At 73.0% G+C, this 19326-nt stretch carries 18 protein-coding genes and 1 pseudogene; 12 read left to right on the forward strand and 7 right to left on the reverse strand.

What is annotated here, in order from left to right; all coding sequences use genetic code 11:
* Positions 1-82: 82 nt before the first annotated feature.
* The 5 genes from ACFVZH_RS17440 (at position 83) to ACFVZH_RS17460 (ending at position 3716) form a co-directional block, all read left to right on the forward strand.
* On the forward strand, positions 83-505 hold the full coding sequence (locus ACFVZH_RS17440; protein WP_384898135.1) for a hypothetical protein: 423 nt from the start codon (positions 83-85) through the stop codon (positions 503-505).
* Between the two features lie 83 nt (positions 506-588).
* Positions 589-999: a hypothetical protein gene (locus ACFVZH_RS17445; RefSeq protein ID WP_384898136.1), complete on the forward strand. Its 411-nt coding sequence runs from the start codon at positions 589-591 to the stop codon at positions 997-999.
* A 72-nt stretch (positions 1000-1071) separates the two neighbouring features.
* A complete protein-coding gene (locus ACFVZH_RS17450; RefSeq protein WP_384898138.1) occupies positions 1072-1863 on the forward strand; it encodes an ATP-binding cassette domain-containing protein in 792 nt (263 codons plus the stop codon).
* Between the two features lie 3 nt (positions 1864-1866).
* A complete protein-coding gene (locus tag ACFVZH_RS17455) occupies positions 1867-3126 on the forward strand; it encodes a hypothetical protein (protein WP_384898139.1) in 1260 nt (419 codons plus the stop codon).
* Positions 3123-3716, forward strand: coding sequence for a hypothetical protein (locus tag ACFVZH_RS17460; RefSeq protein ID WP_384898141.1), 594 nt, complete (start codon positions 3123-3125; stop codon positions 3714-3716). Before ACFVZH_RS17455 ends, ACFVZH_RS17460 begins: the two co-directional genes overlap by 4 nt.
* A gap of 278 nt (positions 3717-3994) precedes the next feature.
* Here the strand turns inward: ACFVZH_RS17460 and ACFVZH_RS17465 are convergent, their stop codons facing one another.
* Both ACFVZH_RS17465 and ACFVZH_RS17470 read right to left on the reverse strand, forming a co-directional pair.
* A complete protein-coding gene (locus tag ACFVZH_RS17465; protein WP_384898143.1) occupies positions 3995-4354 on the reverse strand; it encodes a hypothetical protein in 360 nt (119 codons plus the stop codon).
* 235 nt (positions 4355-4589) lie between these two features.
* Positions 4590-5552 carry a helix-turn-helix domain-containing protein gene (locus ACFVZH_RS17470; protein WP_384898145.1) on the reverse strand — a complete coding sequence of 321 codons (963 nt, stop codon included), beginning with the start codon at positions 5550-5552 and terminating at the stop codon, positions 4590-4592.
* A 320-nt stretch (positions 5553-5872) separates the two neighbouring features.
* Between ACFVZH_RS17470 and ACFVZH_RS17475 the strand changes: the two genes are divergently transcribed.
* From ACFVZH_RS17475 to ACFVZH_RS17485, 3 genes are read left to right on the forward strand one after another with little or no spacing between them, the layout of a single operon-like run.
* The gene (locus ACFVZH_RS17475; protein ID WP_384898147.1) at positions 5873-6409 is read left to right on the forward strand and encodes a hypothetical protein; all 537 of its coding nucleotides are present in this window, start codon (positions 5873-5875) and stop codon (positions 6407-6409) included.
* A 37-nt stretch (positions 6410-6446) separates the two neighbouring features.
* Entirely contained in the window at positions 6447-7718 is a 1272-nt protein-coding gene (locus tag ACFVZH_RS17480; RefSeq protein ID WP_384898149.1) for a VWA domain-containing protein, read from the forward strand.
* Positions 7718-8557: a hypothetical protein gene (locus ACFVZH_RS17485; RefSeq protein WP_384898151.1), complete on the forward strand. Its 840-nt coding sequence runs from the start codon at positions 7718-7720 to the stop codon at positions 8555-8557. Before ACFVZH_RS17480 ends, ACFVZH_RS17485 begins: the two co-directional genes overlap by 1 nt.
* Positions 8558-8628: 71 nt before the next feature.
* Here ACFVZH_RS17485 and ACFVZH_RS17490 read toward each other — a convergent pair whose 3' ends face one another.
* Positions 8629-9864 carry an MFS transporter gene (locus ACFVZH_RS17490; RefSeq protein ID WP_384898153.1) on the reverse strand — a complete coding sequence of 412 codons (1236 nt, stop codon included), beginning with the start codon at positions 9862-9864 and terminating at the stop codon, positions 8629-8631.
* 63 nt (positions 9865-9927) lie between these two features.
* On the opposite strand from ACFVZH_RS17490, the gene ACFVZH_RS17495 reads away from it, so the two are divergent.
* Positions 9928-10305 (forward strand): MerR family transcriptional regulator, encoded by a 378-nt coding sequence (locus tag ACFVZH_RS17495; RefSeq protein ID WP_384898154.1) that lies wholly within the window; start codon positions 9928-9930, stop codon positions 10303-10305.
* A gap of 16 nt (positions 10306-10321) precedes the next feature.
* Here the strand turns inward: ACFVZH_RS17495 and ACFVZH_RS17500 are convergent, their stop codons facing one another.
* Together ACFVZH_RS17500 and ACFVZH_RS17505 are read right to left on the reverse strand one after the other, a co-directional pair.
* Positions 10322-10801 carry a (2Fe-2S)-binding protein gene (locus ACFVZH_RS17500; RefSeq protein WP_384898156.1) on the reverse strand — a complete coding sequence of 160 codons (480 nt, stop codon included), beginning with the start codon at positions 10799-10801 and terminating at the stop codon, positions 10322-10324.
* A 14-nt stretch (positions 10802-10815) separates the two neighbouring features.
* On the reverse strand, positions 10816-13236 hold the full coding sequence (locus ACFVZH_RS17505; protein ID WP_384898158.1) for a molybdopterin cofactor-binding domain-containing protein: 2421 nt from the start codon (positions 13234-13236) through the stop codon (positions 10816-10818).
* A gap of 147 nt (positions 13237-13383) precedes the next feature.
* Here ACFVZH_RS17505 and ACFVZH_RS17510 point away from each other — a divergent pair, with 147 nt between their 5' ends.
* From ACFVZH_RS17510 to ACFVZH_RS17520, 3 genes are all read left to right on the forward strand, one after another.
* Positions 13384-14037, forward strand: a complete 654-nt coding sequence (locus ACFVZH_RS17510) for a class I SAM-dependent DNA methyltransferase (RefSeq protein WP_384898160.1) — start codon at positions 13384-13386, stop codon at positions 14035-14037.
* A 493-nt stretch (positions 14038-14530) separates the two neighbouring features.
* Positions 14531-15418, forward strand: coding sequence for a type 1 glutamine amidotransferase (locus ACFVZH_RS17515; protein ID WP_384898162.1), 888 nt, complete (start codon positions 14531-14533; stop codon positions 15416-15418).
* Between the two features lie 102 nt (positions 15419-15520).
* Positions 15521-15958: an OsmC family protein gene (locus ACFVZH_RS17520; protein WP_384898164.1), complete on the forward strand. Its 438-nt coding sequence runs from the start codon at positions 15521-15523 to the stop codon at positions 15956-15958.
* Between the two features lie 31 nt (positions 15959-15989).
* Here the strand turns inward: ACFVZH_RS17520 and ACFVZH_RS17525 are convergent.
* Both ACFVZH_RS17525 and ACFVZH_RS17530 read right to left on the reverse strand, forming a co-directional pair.
* Positions 15990-16681 (reverse strand): annotated as a pseudogene (locus ACFVZH_RS17525) (RraA family protein).
* A 124-nt stretch (positions 16682-16805) separates the two neighbouring features.
* A complete protein-coding gene (locus tag ACFVZH_RS17530) occupies positions 16806-19034 on the reverse strand; it encodes a sulfatase-like hydrolase/transferase (protein WP_384898166.1) in 2229 nt (742 codons plus the stop codon).
* Positions 19035-19326: the final 292 nt, after the last annotated feature.

Genomic DNA, 19326 nt, shown 5'->3' on the forward strand with positions numbered 1-19326 from the left:
CCTCAGGGGGAGGCAGCGCACAACGTCTCCTCTCTCCGGCATGCCCTCACTCGGGGCGAACGAGCAGGAAAAGGAGAATCTGATGAGCACCCGGCGCAAGAAAGTGGCCGGCCTGATGGCAGGTGTCGCGCTCCTCGGGATCGGCGGCATCACGCCGGCGAACGCGGGCGTCACCGCGGAAGGCCAGTTCGAGTCCCACATCTCGTGGTGGACGGCTCCGACGGAGTCCCGCCGCTGGTGGGACAACAACGACACCTGGGACTACACCGGCATCTACTTCCAGGGCTGCCGGTCGGACGACGACTACCGGGGCTACAACTACGCGTCGCTGCGCCTGTGGAAGGACATATCCGGCGCTCCGGACCGCAGCAAGGGCACCCGTGACAACTACTGCGGGTGGGTCGACTACGGCGACCCGGACGACCCGGGCAACTACTACTTCGCGCTGGCGGACGTCGGTAACGGCGACTACATCGACATCGACTACGTCAAGGTCGCCTGGTAGCCGCAGGCCGGATCAGGGGTCGGCTTCCGACCCACGAGAGTGCCGCCCGGTGGGGGCGGCACCACACACGGAAGAGGGATCAAGTGAAGATCGGTTTGAAGGCATGGGCCGGCGCGATGGCAGGCGCCGCGCTGCTGGGTACGGTGTCGGTGGTTCCGGCTCACGCGGCCGAGGGTCAGTTCGAGTCGTACATCAACTCCTGGCGGGCCGGTAACGAGTCGCGTCGCTGGTGGGACAACAACGACACCTGGGACTACACCGGCATCTACTTCCAGGGCTGCGAAGCGGACGGCGGTGACGGGTTCAACTTCGCCGGGCTGCGCCTGTGGAAGGACGTCTCCGGCGCCCCGGACCGCTCCAAGGGAACCCGGACGAACTACTGCGGGTGGGTGGACTACGGCGACCCGGACGACGCGGGCACCTACTACTTCGCGCTGACGGACGTGTCCAGCGGCACGTTCATCTCCGTCGACTACGTGAAGGTCGCCTGGTAGTGCGGTCGTCGAACTAGCAGTACGAGGGTCCCGGTGGATTCAGCACCGGGACCCTCTCCCGTCCACTGTCCCATGACCAAAGCCATCCCGCCGGAAGTGGGGTGGCGGATTGCGCATCCCTCCATGAATCTGGTTTTTGATCATGTTTCGTTCCGATACCGGAGCAAGACACCCGTTTTCCACGAGTTCAGTCTCCGGATCGACGAGCAGGCGACGGTCCTCCTCGGACCGAACGGAGCCGGCAAGTCCACGCTGATGGGCATCGCCGCCTCGCACCTGACCCCCACCTCCGGGTCGGTCACCTTCGACGGAGCCACGGCGAAGGGCCGCCATCAGGCCGCCTACCGCGAACGCGTCGCGTGGATCCCGCAACGGATCGATCCCATGCCCGGGCTGACCGTGCGCGAGCAGGTCGCCTACGCGGGTTGGCTCAAAGGCATGCCGAAAGACGCGGCGTGGAGAGCGTCCGAGGACGCGCTGCGCCGCGTCGACCTCACCCGCCTCGCCGAGCGAAAGAGCAACCAGGTGTCCGGCGGGCAGCTCCGCCGCATGGGAATCGCGGGGGCACTGACCCACCGCAGTGAACTGATCTTGATGGACGAGCCGACCGCCGGCCTCGACCCCACGCAGCGCCTGGTGTTCCGAAAGCTCGTCGACGACCTCGCCGGCAGCGTGCAGGTGATCGTCTCCACGCACCAGACCGAAGACCTCGCCGACCTGTACACGCAGGTGGCCGTCCTCGCCCACGGCGAGATCTCCTTCCAGGGCAGCCCCGCCGACTTCCACGCCCTCGCACCGACCGCCACCGGCGGGCGCGAGCAGGCCGAAGCCGCCTACGCGACACTCGTCGGACGGGAGATCTGACCGATGCGTACAACCACCCTCCTGCGGTCGTCCTCCGCCGGACTCATGCTCGTCCTCCTCGCCGGCTACGTCCTGCTGCTCCTGTCGGAGCCGATCACCATGGGCACCGTCCCCGGTTACGGGCCGTCCGTCCTCGGCAACGCCTCCTACACGATCCCGTTCGCCGCGGCCGCGTGCGCGGCAAGCGGCGCGTGGGAGAGCGCACGCCTCCGCCGGGGCAACGTCTTCGGGCAGGCTCCCTCCCGCGGCCGCCTCGCCATCGCGCTGCCGCTTCTGGTCCCGGTGTGGGCCATGGGCGTTGTCGGGATGCTCATCGCGGTCGGTGTCGCGGTCTCGGCCGCGGGAACGCTTCCGTCGTTCTCCCACCTGGGCATGTTCGTGGTGTACGCGCTGCTGATGGCGGCCGCCACGCTGGCCGGGTACCTCCTGGGCGGGCGTCTTCCGCAGCTCGCGGCTGCACCGTTGGCGATGGTCGCCGGGTTCTGCCTGACCGCGTTCCCCGGATCCTGGGACACCCCGTGGCCCCGCCACCTCGTGGCCGGCGCCTACGACAGCTGCTGCTCGGTCGGCTCGGTCATCGACCCCATGGCCGTGTGGGCCCCACTCCTGTTCGCCGGCGGGATCATCACCGCGTGCCTCCTCGCGATCGCCCGGTCCAGCCTCTGGAAGCCTGTGACCGTCCTGGTCGCCGCGTCCGTGGCCTCGGGCTTCCTGGTCGTGCACATGGACTACGACCCGGTCCTCGACCGGAACCCCGACGCTTTGGTCTGCGACAGCGCCGGCGTCCCGGAAGTGTGCCTGTGGCCCGAGACTCCGGGACGCGCCCGGATCGCCGCGGCCACCCGCACCTACAGCGGACGCCTGAAGGACGCCGGCCTTCCCGTGCCGTCCTCCCTCACCCAGAACCGTGTCCTCAGGCCCGGACAGGCCGGCTTCGGAGGCAGGGGTCAGGTACGCGAGCAGGACATCACCGTCAACCTCGCCAACACCCTGCTGCCCCCCATCCCCACGTGCGCCCGAATCAGTCACAGGTACCCGGCGTTCCCCGCACGGGGACCGCTCACCGCATGGCTGACCGGCATCGCCACCCATGCCCCTCCGACACCGGTCCCGGGCCGGGTCTCCCCCGACGACGCCAGACTCGCCGGGATGGTCCTCACGCTGCCCTCCGATCGTCAGCGTGCCTGGTACGACACGAACCGGGCCGCCCTCACCGGCTGCGACCAGAAGCCGACCCTGAACCCTGAAGGAGCAGGCCGGTGAACTGGTGGGCCGCATCCCGTGACGTGCCCACCCTCGCCGCCGTCACCGCCGTGACGGCCGGCGCAGGCATGGCATTCGGACAGAGCCTCATCCCTGTCCCCGCGATGGTGGGCGGGGCCGGGCACTTCCTTCTCGCGGCGCTGATCACCGTCGTCCCCGCCGTGACATGGCTCGCCTTCACCGGCCGTGCCCGGGGCGCCACCGAATCGGTCGCCGTGCGGGCGGTCCACCGCTTCGACACCTCCCTCGCCGTCGGCTGCGCGACCCTCGCCCTGGGCATGGCCGTCCTCGGACACTTCGCGGGCGCCGAGCCGGTGGCCCTGTCGATCGGCCGGAACACCGCCTTCTACCTCGGCCTGGCACTCATCCTCAACCCGCTCACCGGCGCGCGGATCGCAGCCCCGGTCCTCACCGCCGTGCCGCTGGTCCTCGCCGTCGGAGGATGGAAGAGCGGCGGCGGCATCGCGCAGCCGTGGGCTGTCGTCCTGCACCCGGCAGCCAGCACGGCCGCCCTCCTGGCCGGCGTCGCGGTCCTGGTCGCCGGGGCCACGTTCAGCAGCCTCAAGCCGCCGCGCAACGTTTCTGGCTGACCGATTCAACGGGTGGGTGACAGACGGGGCGTCACCACCGGCAGATCGATCGACGAGATTCCCCACCCGGTGCGTACCCGCATTCACAGGGGATCTCGGGCCGGGCAGAGCCGCCGGAAGTCCGACAGGGTCGCCGCGGACAAGGCCCGTAAGCAACGGACCCGTCCGCGACCCCCTGCGTCGGTACGGTGTGCCGCACGCCGTCCCGGCGAAACCGACAGCCAGGCCGCCCGCCTGGGCCGGGTCCATACGGCCGGCGCGGCCGCGCAACGGGGCGGTCAGGAGTAGACGCTCGTCCAGTCTCCGCTCTGCTCCATGGGCACCGACGCGATCGTGTCACCGTAATACGTGGCGAACGAGCAGGAGTTGTTCCGGTAGAACGTGACCCTGGCCTCCCCCCTCCACCACCAGCCGCTGATCCAGGTGTCCCGGCTCGGCGTGAGGAAGCAGCCCGACACCGACTCGCCGTTCTGGTTGTAGCCCTCGATGCGGATGGAGTAGACGACGGTGCTGGTGTCGTGGAAGTGGATCTGCTGGCCGTTCGATCCGGCGAACGACTGACCCGCGGAACCCAGCACCGCGGCGAAGGCCAGGGCAGCGGCCCCGACGGTGGTGGCAACCTTCTTGCGCACGCTCATTTTTCCCCCATGAGATGGATCTCGGATACCTCCTCGCGGAAAGCGAGAGGCATGGAGACTCGGCTGTCACAGGCCGCTGCCACTGTCGAGGGCGCGCGGAGAAATCGACGCGCCTCGCCGGATTGTCGTCCCGTGGCTCCGTTCACACTGTGACGCTGTCTCCAGCGGAGAATGTAGGCCCGCGCAGTCCGTGGTGGTGTGCGTGGCGTGCAGGGTTTCCGTCCCCTGCGTGCCGCTACTCCCCCAGGGAGAACGTGCGGTGTTCGGTAGGGGTGATCCCGTAGACCTCGCGGAATGCCCGGCTGAAACCGGTGGGGCTGGGGAAACCCCAGCGAGCCGCGATCACTTGAACGGGCTGGCTGCCCAGTTCTCCGCATGCGAGGTCGGCACGGGCGCGCTCCAGCCGGCTTCGGCGGATGTGGGCCGCGATGGTCAGAGGCTGGTCGGCGTAGAGGTTGTACAGATGCCGCAGGGACATGTTGTGCCGGTCAGCGATCATCTGGGGAGTCAGTCCGGGGTCGCCGAGATTGTTCTCGATGAAGCGGTGGATCCGCTGCAGTGTCTCCTGCGCACGGGCCTCGGCAGGCGCCTCGCCAGGGTCACCGAGCTGCCCCGCAAGGAACGCGGTGGCCAGTTCGAGAGCGACGGAACCCATCCCGTTCAGCTCCTCCGGACGACAGCGCGGGCCGTACGAGAGCAGCGTCTTCAGGAAGTCGGCGAGGATCGCCCCGGACCCCTCGTCTGCGGCCAGGCTCTGCGCGAGGAGGCGGTCCAGACGATCCGATCGCAGCGCCAGGGCCTGACGGGGAATCTGCAGGACCACCGACTCGATCTGCTCGCCGGTGCACTCCCCCTCGCTCGGCCGTGAGGTGTCGGTCAGCACAAGTCCTCCCGCGACGACCGATTCATTGCGTCGCTGGGAGATGCGCAAGCCACCTTGCGTGATGAGCGCCAGCTGCAAGTGCTCGGGATCGCCACGCCGGACGTGAGCCGAGGTACGGCGCGAGAGCACCGGCGAGGAAGCCACAGCAGACAGCCGCACCACGCCGAGATCCAGGTAGGTGATGCCCGCCCGGAAGTCGGCCGCATGCCGGGTACTGAGCATGATGGGCATCACTTCGGTGGACACCGTTTCGCAAAACCAGTCGAACCTGTCCTCACGCGCCGCGACAGCACCTGACGCAACCAGCAGTTCCATACGATCCCCCGTACTTCGATTCAGCAGCGCTCCAGCCCTGCCGGGTTGTCGCACCGCCGTGCTTCACCCCCACCGCGCCGTGATCATTATCAAGCACCCCTTCGAACACGCGCCCGATCCGTGGCGGAAGTCACCGCCGGACCGGGCCGCCACCGAGTCCCAGCCGTTCACCCGCGACCCCCGAACCCCGAGCACCGGTGACGGCCGGGCGCCCCGCTCCATCATCTGGGATGTACAACACATCCACTTGACGTGCACACAGGCAACACTTAGCTTCGCCTTACCTAACTTTGCCGTCGTTACGTCCGGAAGATCACCGCATGCCCAGATCCGCGCAGGAGCTCACCCCTCCCTGGCTCCTCACCGCCCTCGGGCTCGCCGCCACCACCGCCATCGCGGCCGCCTGCTGGACCGCCGGTCACGTCCACGCGGACGCCTCTCTGCTGACGGTGGCACGCTTCCTGCACGTCGCCTTCCTCGTCGTCGGGCTGGGCTCGGTACTGGCCGTCGACTGGTTCGCCGTGCTGTGGCTGACGGGGAAGCGTCCGCTCGGCGGCGTCCTCGACACGGCCGTCGCGCTCCAGACCCCCATCTGGGTCGGTCTCGGCGGGCTCGTGGTCTCCGGGCTCTTCCTCCGCCCCGACCTCCACTCCCCGCTCACCCTGGTCAAGCTGGGCCTCGTCGTCGCCGTCACCGTCAACGGGCTCTGGGCGCACCGGCTCGGCCAGCTCCTGGAGGCCCACCGCTCCACCTCCGTGCCCCGCCGCCTGCTGGTCCTCTCGGGCCTGGCGGCGACCGTCAGCCAGGCCGGTTGGTGGGGCGCCTGCCTCATAGGATTCCTCAACAGCCAGACGTGATTTGGGTTTGTCGGAGAATCATCAATACGATCCGGCGATGATCACGAGAAAACGGCTGGCGACCGGGGCCTGCGCGCTGCTCGCCGCCCTGAGCGTCGCGCTCCTGCCGACGGGCGCGGCCGCCGACGAGCCGGCGAAGGAATCCCCCAAGGTCGAACTGGTCCTCGACGTCAGCGGCTCCATGCGGGCCAAGGACATCGACGGCAAGTCCCGGATGGCGGCGGCCAAGCAGGCGTTCAACGAGGTCCTGGACGCGGTGCCCGAGGAGGTCCGGCTCGGCATCCGCACCCTCGGCGCCGACTACCCCGGACAGGACCGCAAGCGGGGCTGCAAGGACACCCGCCAGCTGTACCCGGTCGGGCCGCTCGACCGGACCGAGGCCAAGACCGCGGTGGCCACCCTGGCCCCGACGGGCTGGACCCCGATCGGCCCGGCGCTGCTGGGCGCCGCCGACGACCTCGGCGACGACGGGGCGACCAAGCGGATCGTGCTCATCACGGACGGCGAGGACACCTGCGCCCCGCTGGACCCGTGCCAGGTGGCCCGCGAGATCGCGGCGAAGGGCATCCACCTCGTCATCGACACCCTGGGCCTGGTGCCGGACGCCAAGACGCGGCAGCAGCTCACCTGCATCGCGGAGGCGACCGGAGGCACGTACACCTCCATCCACCGCACCGAGGACCTCTCCCGCCGGGTCCGCCAGCTCGTCGACCGCGCGGCCGACCCGGTCGTCACGCCGGTGGCCACCCGGGGCGCGCTGCGCTGCCCCGACGCGCCGCAGCTCCAGCCCGGGCTGTACACGGACCGCGAGTCCTTCGGCGAGCACCGCTGGTACCGGGTGGACCTGCTGCCCGGCCAGGAACTGCGCGCCTCCGTCAGCGTGTCCGCCGACCGGGCCGTCAACAACGACTACGGCGTGCTGCTGCGCGCCGTCACGCTCCACGGCCGGGAGATCGTCCGCGGCTCCGAGGCGGGCGACGGGCGGACGGACGTCGTCTCGACGGGCCTGCGCTATCCGAAGCCGGACCTCGACGACGGCCCCGGGGACGCCAAGCCGGCGGCAGAGACCGTCTGTCTGCAGGTCAGCAACTCCTTCTCCGCGCCCCCGTCGGTGAAGACGACGCCGGGCATGCCCATCGAACTGACGGTGGACGTCGTCGACGGCCCCTCGACCGCGTCGGACGTGGCCTCGTTCGGTCTCGGCCGCGGCTGGTGGCTGCTCGGCGCGCTGGTGCTCGTCGGCTTCCTGGCCGGTCTGGTCTGGGGCTGGCTGTCCCGCTGGCGCGTCGCTGTCTGGAGGACCCACTGATGCGTACCGTACGCATGCTCGCCACGGCCGCGCTCGCGGGCGCCGCTCTGCTCGGTCTCGCGGGTCCGGCCGCCCTGGCCGACTCCCCCTCCGCCACGGCGGACCCGAGCGCGAGCGCGGTTCCGGACGCCGGGCCGACGGAGGCCGGGACCACCTTCCGCACCGCCGCCCGGTTCCTCCCGGGGCAGCAGGCCACCGCGCAGGCCGCCACGGGTGACTACCTGTACTGGGTGTTCCCCGCCGACACCGGGCAGCGGCCGACCGTCCGGGCGACGGTGACGCTGCCGGACGCCGCCCTGCGCCACGGAGCCGCCACCTGGCGGATCGACGTGTACGACGGGCTGCGGCGGCGGCAGCCGTGCATGTACGGGACGCAGTCCCGTACGGCGGCGAAGGACGCCGCGACCGCGGAGCTGGCCTGTGTGCTGCGCCCGGTCAGGGCCTCGGCCGACGCCTGGGCGAACGACCCGCTGCCCGGCAGCTACTACGTCCGGCTCACCGTCACCGGGCTGCCCGACGAGGACCTCGGCCAGCCGTTCACGGCCCGGGTCGGGGTCGACACCCTCGACAAGGGCGGCGCCTACGCCACCGACGGATCGCTGGGCGCGCCGCTGGTGCCGGGGGCGACCACCGCCGACCGGGCGAAGGCGGACGAGGACGCCGGCCGGCGCACCGCGGTCGACGCGGCGGCCCCGGAGGACGGCTGGTCCTCCGGCTGGTGGTCGGACCGCTGGCTGTGGACGGCCGCGGGCGGCATCCTCGCCGCGCTCGCCGGCATCGGCGGTTACGTGCTGACGCGCGGCACGGGCCGCCCGCCCCGCGTCCCGCCGGCCGTCTGACCGGTTCCCCGCGCAGCACAGGCCCCCACCGTCGGACGGTGGGGGCCTGTCTCCGTTCCGCCGGGCCGCGCTCAGGCGGCACGGCGGCGGACGGGGAAGCCGTGGGCGCGGGCGCCCGCCACGACGGCCACCACCGGGACGAGCAGGAGGAGGACGCTCCAGGGCAGGGCGCCCGCCCCGAGGAGGTCCAGGAGGAGACCGCCCGCGAGGCCGCCGGCCGCCATGGCGGCGTTCCAGAGGCTGACCAGCATCGTCTGGGCGGTGTCGGCGGCGTCTCCGCCCGCGTCGGCGACGGCCGTCTGCAGCAGGGTGGGCGCTCCGCCCCAGCCGAGCCCCCACAGGGCGGCGGCGAGGAGGACCAGGGCGGTGCTCCCGGCCGGTACGGCGAGGGCGGCGGCCGCGGCGGCGACGAGGAGCGTTCCGGCGAGGGTGAGGGGCCGGAGCCTGCGGTCGATGTGACGGCCTGTCACCCAGATCCCGGCGAGCGAGGCGGCGCCGAAGACGAGCAGGACGAGTCCGGTGGAGCCGCCGAGTCCGATGTGGCCGAGGTAGGCGGCGACGTAGGTGTAGAGCACGGTGTGGGCCAGGACGAGGGCGAAGGTGACGGCGAGGACCGGCAGGACGCCGGGGACCCTGAGCGTACGGACGGCCGGGGCGCGGGCGCCGCGCGGTTCGCCGGGCAGGTCGGGGACGGCGAGGACGATCCAGCCGAGGAGTCCGGCGGCGATGACGGTCATCGCGGTGAAGGCGGTCCGCCAGCCGACGGCCTCGCCGAGGAAGGTGCCGGCCGGCACGCCGAGGGAGAGCGCGAGCGGGATGCCGGTCATCGCGACGGCGACGGCCCGGCCCTGGAGGTGCGCGGGGGCGAGGCGGCGGGCGTAGCCGGCGAGCAGGGCCCAGGCGACGCCCGCGGCGACTCCGGCGAGGAACCGGGCACCGAGGGTCAGGGCGTACGAGGAGGAGGCGGCGGTGACGGTGTTGGCGGCGGCGAAGCCGGCGACCGAGGTGAGCAGCAGGCGCTTGCGGCGCCATGCGGCCGTGCGGGCGGCCAGCGGGATGGCGGTGAGGGCCGTGCCGAGGGCGTAGACGGTGACCGTCTGGCCCGTCGCGGCCTCGCCGACGCCGAGCCCGGCGCTCATGGCGGGCAGGACGCCGGCCGGGAGGGTCTCGGTGAGGCTGGTGACGAAGACGGCGGTGGCGAGGGCGAGCAGGGCGGGGAGCGGCAACCGGCCGGAGGGCGGGTGGTGTTCGTCGTGTGCGGGTGCGCGGGTGGCCGGAGCGGACGCCGCGGTCGTGTCGTGGCTCATGTCCGTATGCTCGAACCCTCACATCGATGTGAAGGTCAAGCGATTCCCGGGAGGGGGCTTCCCATGCGGATCGGCGAGCTGTCCGAGCGCACCGGAACACCGCGCAGGCTTCTGCGCTACTACGAGGAGCAGGGTCTCATCGTCGCGGACCGGCTGCCGAACGGCTACCGCGTCTACGACGCTTCGAACGTGGACCGGGTGATGCAGATCCGGGGTCTGCTCGACGCCGGTCTGCCGACCCGGATCATCAAGCAGATCCTGCCGTGCCTGAACAAGCCGAGGATCATCCACTTCCCCGACGCGACCCCGGAGATGCTGGCGGCACTGGAGGACGAACGCGACCGGATGACCGACCGGATCCGCTGCCTGACCCGGAACCGTGACGCGGTGGCGGAGTACCTGGACGCGGTGCGGGAGAAGCGGACGGCCGGTTCGTCCTAGGGCGGACATCTCGGGGTCACGGCATCCGGCGGGCGCCCTCCAGGACGGCCTGGCGGATGCGGTGGTAGGTGCCGCACCGGCAGATGTTCCGGATGGCGTCCAGATCGGCCTCGGTGACCTCCCGGCCGGCCTCCCGCGCCCGGCGGACGGTCGCCACCGCGGTCATGATCTGGCCCGGCTGGCAGTAGCCGCACTGGGCGACGTCGAGATCGAGCCAGGCGTCCTGCATGGGGTGCAGCTCGCTCCCCACGGTGTCCGGGAGGCCCTCGATGGTGGTGACCTCGTCGGTCGGGGCGAGGTCCTCGACGGGTACGGCACAGGGCGTGAACGCCTTGCCGTTGAGGTGGCTCGTACAGGCCCGGCAGACGCCGACCCCGCAGCCGTACTTGGGTCCGGTGACGCCGAGGACGTCCCGGAGGACCCACAGGAGCCGGACGTCGCCCTCGACATCGGCGGTGACGGCCTTGCCGTTCAGGATGAAGGTGTGCTGCGGCACGGGGACTCCAGCTCTCAGATGGCGCGGTCGCGGCCGTCGGTCGGCGAGGCCGGGACGGGCGGGACGGTCGGCAGGGGGGTGAAGCCGAGCGGCTCGGCGTGGTTGACGGGGAAGACCGTCGGCATCGTGCCGGTCGCCCGGCCGTACGCGCAGGCGACGGCGGCCATGGCGCCGGCGACGGCCAGTTCGCCCGCGCCGCCCGGCTTGTCGCCGGTCGGGGGCATCACGATGATCTCCAGCTCGGGCGGGGTGTTCCACTGCCGGGTGTAGAAGTACTGGTCCCAGCTGCCTTCGAGGAAGTGCCCGTCGCGCAGGTGGAGGCCGGAGGTCAGGGTGATCGCGATGCCGTCGGCGATGCCGCCCATCATCTGGGCCTCCAGACCGCGCGGGTTGACCGCGAGACCGACGTCGACGGCGCAGACCACCTTGGTCACCCGCGGTCCCGTGCAGGCGTTGGGGACCTGCCGTCCGACGGTCTCGGGCCGGCAGTCGATCTCGGCGAGGATCGCGACGGCGGAGTGGTACTCGGTGTGGACGGCGATGCCCTGGGCCGTTCCGGCCCGCATGGTCCGGCCCCACTCCCCCACCTCGGCGACCTTGTCGAGGACGGCCCGGGCCCGGGCGTCCTTCGTCAGCCGGCGCCGCAGCGCGTACCCGTCCTGGCCCATCCGCCGGGCCAGTTCGTCCATGACGAGTTCCTGGGCGCAGCGGACGTTGGGCGAGTAGATGTTCCGCATCGACCCGGTGTTGAAGCCCTTGTCGGTCTCGGCGAGGAGCTGGGTGGTGACGCCGAGGTGGTAGGGGCTGATCTGGGTGAGCTGGAACATCGTCTCGGAGAAGGTGGCGTCGGCGACCGGGAGCCGGGCCGCCTCCGCCGTGAGCACCTCGCCGATGCCGTGCCCGAAGTCGGTGGCGACGGAGGTGTGGCGCTGCTCGTAGGTGAGTACCTCGCCGAGCGCGTACGTGGCGCGCACCCGTGACGTGGACATCGGGTGCGTACGGCCCTGGCGGAAGTCGTCGGTGCGGTGCCACATCAGCTTGACGGGCTTGCCCATGGCCCGGGAGATCTCGACGGCCTCGTGGGCGGCGTCGGCGAAGAGCTTCCGGCCGAAGGAGCCGCCGCCCTCGGTGACGTGGACGCGGACCGCGGAGGGCGGCAGGCCGAGCTTGAGGGCGATCTGCTCCTGGGCGACGATCGGGGCCTTGAGCGAGGCCCAGATCTCCGCGGAGTCCTGCCGCACGTCCGCGATGGCGCAGTTGGTCTCCAGGGCGGCGTTGCTCGCGAAGTGGAAGGTGAAGCGGGCGTCGACGGCCTTGGTCAGGAGCGGCAGGGCCGGGACCACCAGGGGAAGTTCGGCGCGGCGCAGCTTCTCCAGGACGGTGGCGTCGGAGGCGCCCTCGGCGGTGCCGGGGCCCCAGGTGACGACCAGCGCCCGTACGGCGTCGACGCACTGGCCGAAGGTGCGGGCGCGGACGGCGACGCCGGTGGAGACGGTGGCGACGTCGGTGACGCCGGGCATGGCCCGGACCGCGGCGAGGTTGGCCACGGAGCGGACCGTGCCGTTGATGGTGGGCGGGCGGCACACCATGGTCGGCAGGGCGTCCGGGACCTGGAGGTCCATCGCGAACTTCTTGCGGCCGGTGACGGCTTCGAGGGCGTCCACCCGTCGTTGCCCGGTGCCGACGACCCGGAACCGGGCCGGGTCCTTGAGGGTCACCTCGACCGCGGTGTCGGTGAGGGCGGCGGCCTTGGCGGCGAGTTCGCCGTAGCCGAGCACCGCGCCGGCCGGGGAGACGACGGCGCCCGCCTTCGTGGTGAGGGTGGTGACGGCCTGGCCGAGGACGAGGGAGGCGGCGTGCAGGAGGCGGCCCCGGGCGACGGCGGCGGCGACGCGGATCGGGGTGTAGGTGGAGTACGTGGTGTTGGAGCCGCCGGTCAGCTGGTTGAAGAGGAGTTCGGGCCGGGCGTCGGCGAGGGTGACCTTCACCCTGTCGAGGGGGAGGTCGAGCTCCTCGGCGACGATCATGGCGCTGGAGGTGGTGACGCCCTGGCCGACCTCGGCGCGGGGCAGGGCGAAGTGGGCCGTGCCGTCGGCGTCGATCCGGATCGTGATGAGGTTGCCGGTGGGCAGCGCCGCGAGGGTCAGCAGCTCGTTCAGGTCGAGGAGTTCGGCCGGGCCGGGCAGCGACGGCACGAGCGCCGGGACGGCGGCTTCCGCCTGCCGGGGCACGAGGGCCTCGGCGCCGAGCTGGGCGGCCACGGTGAGGGTGGGCGCGGCGAGCACGTAGCCGAGGAACCGGCGCCGGGCGATGCCGGTGCCGCCGGCGGGCGGTGCGGCCTCGGCCGGGCCTGGGGTGCCGTCTCCGGTGCCGTGCGGGGACCCGTCCCCGGTGCCGCTCGTGTGGTCGTCCCGCCCGGGGTGCCGCCGCGCCATTCGGTGTGCCCTTTCGACATGTCCCGGACCTCTGCCGCCGGGCCCGCTCAGAGGGGATGATCATCGCTCATGCGGGGGATGTCACGGGACCGTTCGGCGGGGACGGAAGGCGTGGAGATGTCGTGGGGGCCGTCGTAGGGTTCCGGGATGACCGACGCCGCGCACCTCACCGCCACCCGCCGTTCGTACGACACCGTCGCGGCCGACTACGAGCGGCTGCTGGGCGACCAGTTGGCGGGCATGCCCCTCGACCGGGCGATGCTGGCCGGGTTCGTGGCGGAGGTGGACGCCTCCGGCGGCCCCCGTGCGGTGGGCGATCTCGGGTGCGGAACCGGCCGGGTCACCGCCCACCTGCGGGACCTCGGCGCGGACGTCTTCGGGGTGGACCTGTCGCCCGGCATGATCGCCGTCGCCCGGGACACGTACCCGGGTCTCCGCTTCGCGGTGGGGTCGATGACGGCGCTCGACCTGCCCGACGCCTCCCTCGGCGGCGTCCTCTCCTGGTACTCCACCGTGCACATGCCGCAGGAGGACCTCACCGCGTCCTTCGCCGAGTTCCACCGCGTCCTGGCGCCCGGCGGGCTGCTCCTGATCGCCTTCAAGGTCGGCGACGAGCGCGTGCGCCTCACAAGCGCCTACGGACACGAGGTCGCCCTCGACGTCTACCGCTGGTCACCCGACCAGGTCGCGCGGCACCTGGCCGCCGCCGGCCTGGTCGAGTCGGCGCGCCTGGTGCGGCAGCCGGACCCCCAGGAGAAGACGCCGCAGGGCTTCCTCCTGGCGCGCAAGCCGCGCGACTGAACCCGGACGGCGGGGATACGGCCACCCGGTCACGGCCCGCGTCCCGGGGCCGCGCAGAGGGCCGGCCGCGCGCCGCGGCCCGGAACCGCGCCGCGAACCGATCCGCGTGCCGGAGCGGAGCTGCGCGCGGGAGATCCGGGCACGCTGGCCGCCGCCCGCGATCAGGGCGTTGACGGAGGCCATCGGGTCACCGCCCACCGACCGGGCCAGCAACGCGCCGAGCACCAGCGGCCCGAGGGCCACCGCGAGGGCCGTACCGGTGGCGGTGACGTGCTGGAGGGGGCGGGGGCGCCGGGCGTCGGAAGTCATGACCCCAGTCCAGCAGCGGGCGGCGGCCCGCGTATCGGCCGACGTACTCAGGCGCGCGCGGCGGGCTACTCAGACGCCGCGGGGCAACGGGCACGACGGGGGGTCCCGCTGCGGCGCTTCTTCGGAGATCCTCGGGGCGGAAAGACGAGGACAGTCCGGGGGACGACCGCGGAGGGGAACATCCATGACGACCGAGACGACCCGCACGACCACGACGAGCGCAACGGCTTTCACTCCAGGGGCGCTTGAGGCGCCCGTGACGGGCCGGGCGGCGGAGGCACGCCGCGCCACCGGTGCGCCGGAGGCCGCGGAGGCGGCGGCCGGGGCCACCGCCGTCCTCGTGGTCGAGCACGAGCGGGAGGCCGGTCCCGGTCTCGTCGGCGAGCGCCTGGCGGCGACCGGGCACCGGCTCGACGTGGTGCGGGCCTGGCGCGGCGAGGCGCTGCCGGACTCGCTGCGCGGCCATGCCGGGGTGCTGGTCCTCGGCGGGGCGGCCAACTGCGAGGACGACCGGGCCGCGCCGTGGCTTCCCCGGGTCCGTGAGCTCGTCCGCGAGGCCGTGACGGACGAGGTGCCGCTGCTCGGGATATGCCTCGGCGGCCAGATACTCGCCCACGCGCTCGGCGGTTCGGTGGCGCGGCGGACCCGGGGGCCCGAGGTGGGCGCCGTACCGCTGCGCCGGCTGCCCGCCGTGTCGGCGGATCGGGTGCTGGGCGGTGTGCCGGACGGTGCGCTCGCCGCGCAGTGGCACTGGGACGAGATCGACCGGCTGCCGCCCGGCGCCGTACCGCTGCTGACCGGCGACGACTGCCCGTTCCAGGCGTTCCGCGTGGGGAGCGTGGGCTGGGGCCTGCAGTTCCACCCCGAGGTCGACGCGGAGACCGTGGCCGAGTGGGCGGCCGTCGACGGCGGCGAGGTCCGCCGGGCGGGCGGCTCCCCGGAGGCCGCCGTGGCCTCCGTACGGCGTGCGGAGCCCGGACTCCGCACGGTCTGGGGCACGGTGGCGGAGGCGTGGGGCACCGTCGTTCGGGCCCGTGCCGGTGCGGTGGCCGGCCCGCGGCACGGATACTGACGGGGCCGCCGTGTGCGTCCGGGGCGTCCGCTCGGTGGGGCGGGGGCGCCGGGGTCGCGTGGCGGGCGACCGTACCGTACGAGCACGAGGAGCACCGCCGTCATGGCCGACTACCGGATCGAGACCGTCCGCACCGGGTACCGCCAGTGGACCGCCCGCAACGACCGCGGCGCCGAGGTGCGGATGGCCGCCGCGGACGACGCGGACGCCCAGCCCTCGTTCACCCCGGTCGAGTTGCTGCTCGCGGCGATGGGCGGCTGCGGGGGGCTGGTCGTGGACCGGACGGCCCGGGCCGTGGACCACGACGACCTGCGGATCGTGGTGGAGTCGGTGTCGGGGCCCGAGGACGACGGCCGGGTGGGGCGCATCAGGGTCAGCTACGAGTTCGAGCTGCCGGACAGCAACCCGCGCGCGGCCGAGGTGTTCGCCCGCGGGGTGCGCCTCACGCACGAGAAGTTCTGCACGGTGAGCCGCACCGTCGAGCACGGCGCGCGGGTGGAGGCGATCCTGCCGGACGGCTCGGTCGGCTTCGAGGGCTGAGCCCTCGGAGGCCGTCGGCGCGCGGTCGGTGTCACTCCTCGATCGCGCCGCCGATCCGGCGCAGATGCCGCCGGAAGGTGTACGAGGGGTCCTCGGCCCGGCTCTTCAGGTAGGCGTCGAACCGGGTCTGCTCGCGAGGGTCTCCCCCGCCCTGATGCGGCGGGCCTGTTCCCGTTCGGTGCGGAAGATGCTCCGGGCGGTCTCCAGGACGGCGTCCGCGCGGGCGGCCGCCACGAACAGGACCCCGTCGTCGTCGCCGAAGACGAGGTCGTCGGTGCTCACCTCGTGGGCTCCGCACCGGGCGGTGCGGAGCGCGTCCGGTTCCCGGGGGTCGAGGCGGACGGGTCCGGGCGCGTGGCGTCCGTACGAGAAGACCGGCAGGCCGATCTCGACCAGGTCCGGGGTGTCCCGGTGCAGGCCCCAGACGACGACCCCGGACACACCGGCCGCCTCGGCCTCCAGGACGGCGAGGTCGCCGATGCACGCCTCGTCGTCGCGTCCGCCGTTGTCGATGACGAGGACGTCCCCCGGTTCGGCGTGGGTGAACGCCTCCAGGAAGACGTCGACGCTTCCGTAGTGCCGGACGGGCAGCACCCGTCCGGCGACGCGCCGGCCCGCGACGACGGGCATGATCCCGGCGGGCGCGGCGCGCAGGGGTTCGCCGAGCCGTACGCAGGCGTCGGCGATCAGGGGGGTGGCGAGGCCGGTGAGGTCGTTCGGCATCGGGCGTTCCGTTCTCTGGGAGAGGATGCGTCTCGCCCCCACCTCACCGCATCGCGAGGCGGCGAGTGCCCCGATGGCGGAATCGGGACGGCGCCGATGCCCTGCGCGTGGCGGACGGGCCCGGCTACCGGACCGTGACGCGGGCCAGGGCCCAGGAGGTGTGGTCGAAGGAGGTCCTGGCGTTGGCGTCCGTGACCTCCAGGCGCAGGACGCGGACGCCGCGGACGTCGACGTCCACGGGGACGGGGCCGGTGGCGGCGGTCAGGGTGGGGGTGGCGAGGAGGATCCGGTCGTCTCCGTAGACGGTGGCGCGGGTGGCCCCGGCGGAGCTCTGGCGGGCCGAGAAGTCGTCGATGCCGACGACGGCGGTGAACCGGTTCCCCGCGCCGCCCAGGTGGAAGGCGACGTCGCTGTACGCGTGGACGCCGAGGCCCTTGGCGTAGGTGGTGCCGCCGAAGGCGATCGGGGTGCCGTCGCCGGCGGCGTTCTTGCCGTTGGAGGTGTCGCGTTCGACGGGACCCCAGCCGTTGACGGCGCGGATCCAGGGCAGGTCGGAGAGGTAGCTGTCCCGGGTGGGTGCCGGGGGCGGGGTGGTGACGGTGCCGTCGGCGGTGTACCGGACGGGGCCGCCCGGGGCGAGGGCGGTGCCCTCGGCGGTGAGCGTCCACGGGGTGGCCGCGGTGGTGCCGGGGGGCGCCGTGACCTGCCAGGCGGCGGTGAGCCGGGCGCCGGGGGCGAGTTGCGCCGCGGTGGTGGCGGTGGTGGCCCGTACGGTCCAGCCTGCCGGGACCCGGAGGGTGACGGCGGCGGAGCTCCAGGCCCGGGCGGAGCCGTTGGCGAGCTCGGTGGTGACCGCGAACGGCTCGTCGGGCACGGCGAGCGGCGGGACGGTCAGGTGCGCTCCGAACGAGGTGCGCGGGTACTGCTCCTGCCAGGAGGACCGCATGAGCGCGACCAGTTCGGTGACGCGGGCGGGGTGGCGGGCCGCCAGGTCGGAGGTCTCGCCGAGGTCGGTGGCCAGGTCGTACAGCTCGACCTGCCACTGGTCGTCGGGGAGGGCGTGGTCGCGGACGGGGGCGAAGCGGACCGCCTTCCAGCGGTCCTTGCGGAGCGCCTCGGCGAGCCAGGTGGCGCGTTGCCGGTCCTGGGCGTCGGCGCGGCTCGTGACGCCCCGCTCGTCGCGGTACCAGTACAGGTGGTCGTGGTGGGCGGTGGCCGCGCCGCCGGTGAGGAGGGGCGCGGCCGAGAGACCGTCCACGTCGGACGGCGCGGGGGCGCCGCCGAGTTCGGCGAGGGTGGGAAGGAGGTCGGTCAGCGGGGTCGGCCGGTCGCTCGTGCCGGGCAGCACGCGGCCGGGGCCCCAGGCGATGAGGGGGACGCGGACGCCGCCCTCGTACAGGTTCCGCTTGTAGCCGCGCAGCGGGCCGTTGGCGTCGAACAGGTCGGGGTTGACCCCGCCCTCCTCGTGGGGGCCGTTGTCGCTGGTGACGAGGACGACGGTGTCGTCCTCCAGGCCGAGGGCGCGGAGCCTGTCGACGACGTCGCCGACGAGCGCGTCGAAGAGACTCACCTGTGCCGCGTGTCCCTTGTTGGCGGCGCTCCAGGTCCGCGACGCGTAGGCGCCGGTGTCGGGGATGTCGCTGGGGGCGTGCGGCACGGTCGGGGTGAGCAGCAGGAGGAACGGTTCGGCGGCGTGGCGGTCGAGGAAGTCGAGGGCCCGCTGCCGCAGCAGGTCCGGCGCGTACACGCCCTTGGCTCCGCCCTCGTTCGCCGGGATGGGCTCCTTGACGCCGTTGTGCCAGAGGTAGGCCGGGTAGTACTGGTGGGCATGGCCGTGGTCGATGTACCCGTGGAACTCCTCGAAGCCGCGCGCGTTGGGGTGGCTGTCCTGGTCGGCGCTCTCCGGCCCGAAGCCCCATTTGCCGATCACGCCGGTGCGGTAGCCGCGGGCCCTGAGCAGCTGGGCGAAGGTGGTGTCGGCGGCGGTGAGGGAGCCCTGCGCGCCGGAGGGGTTGGCGCGCACCGTCGCGTGGCCGGTGTGCAGACCCGTGAGGAGCGAGCAGCGGGAGGGGGCGCAGACCGCGGCCGTCGCGTACGCGTCCGTGAACCGCAGGCCGTCGGCGGCGAGCCGGTCGATGCGCGGGGTGGTGATGAGCTTCTGCCCGTACGCGCCGAGCTCGCCGTACCCGAGGTCGTCGGCCAGCACCACGACCAGGTTGGGCGGCCGGGTCGCGTCCTGCGGGACCGCCGCACCGGCCGGTGCGGCCGCCGCCCCGACGGCGCCGGCGACCGGCAGGGCGCCGAGGCCGATCGTGGCGGCCGACCCGGCGAGGAAGCTGCGGCGGCTGGACATGGCGGGGCTCCTCGGGGCGGGGCGGCGGGCGCGGTCGACGGTGCGTCATGCGACGCCCCGAGCCTGCCGTTTCGTACGGTCCGGTCGGTCCCGGGGGCACGATCGATCATCGCGGCCCCCTCCCCGGCGGACCATGCACAGCGCATGAAGAACGTGTGACACGGCCCCGGGGCGGCGGACCGCGGCCGGACCCGCGCCGCCACCGTCGCCGGAGCCGCGCGTCCCCCTGCGTCCGGACCCGCGCCTGACCGTCACCCGTCCCGCGCCTGCGCCGTCACCCGGCCTGCGCCTG

The organism is Streptomyces sp. NPDC059534 (assembly GCF_042743475.1).
In the GTDB taxonomy this organism is placed as follows: domain Bacteria; phylum Actinomycetota; class Actinomycetes; order Streptomycetales; family Streptomycetaceae; genus Streptomyces.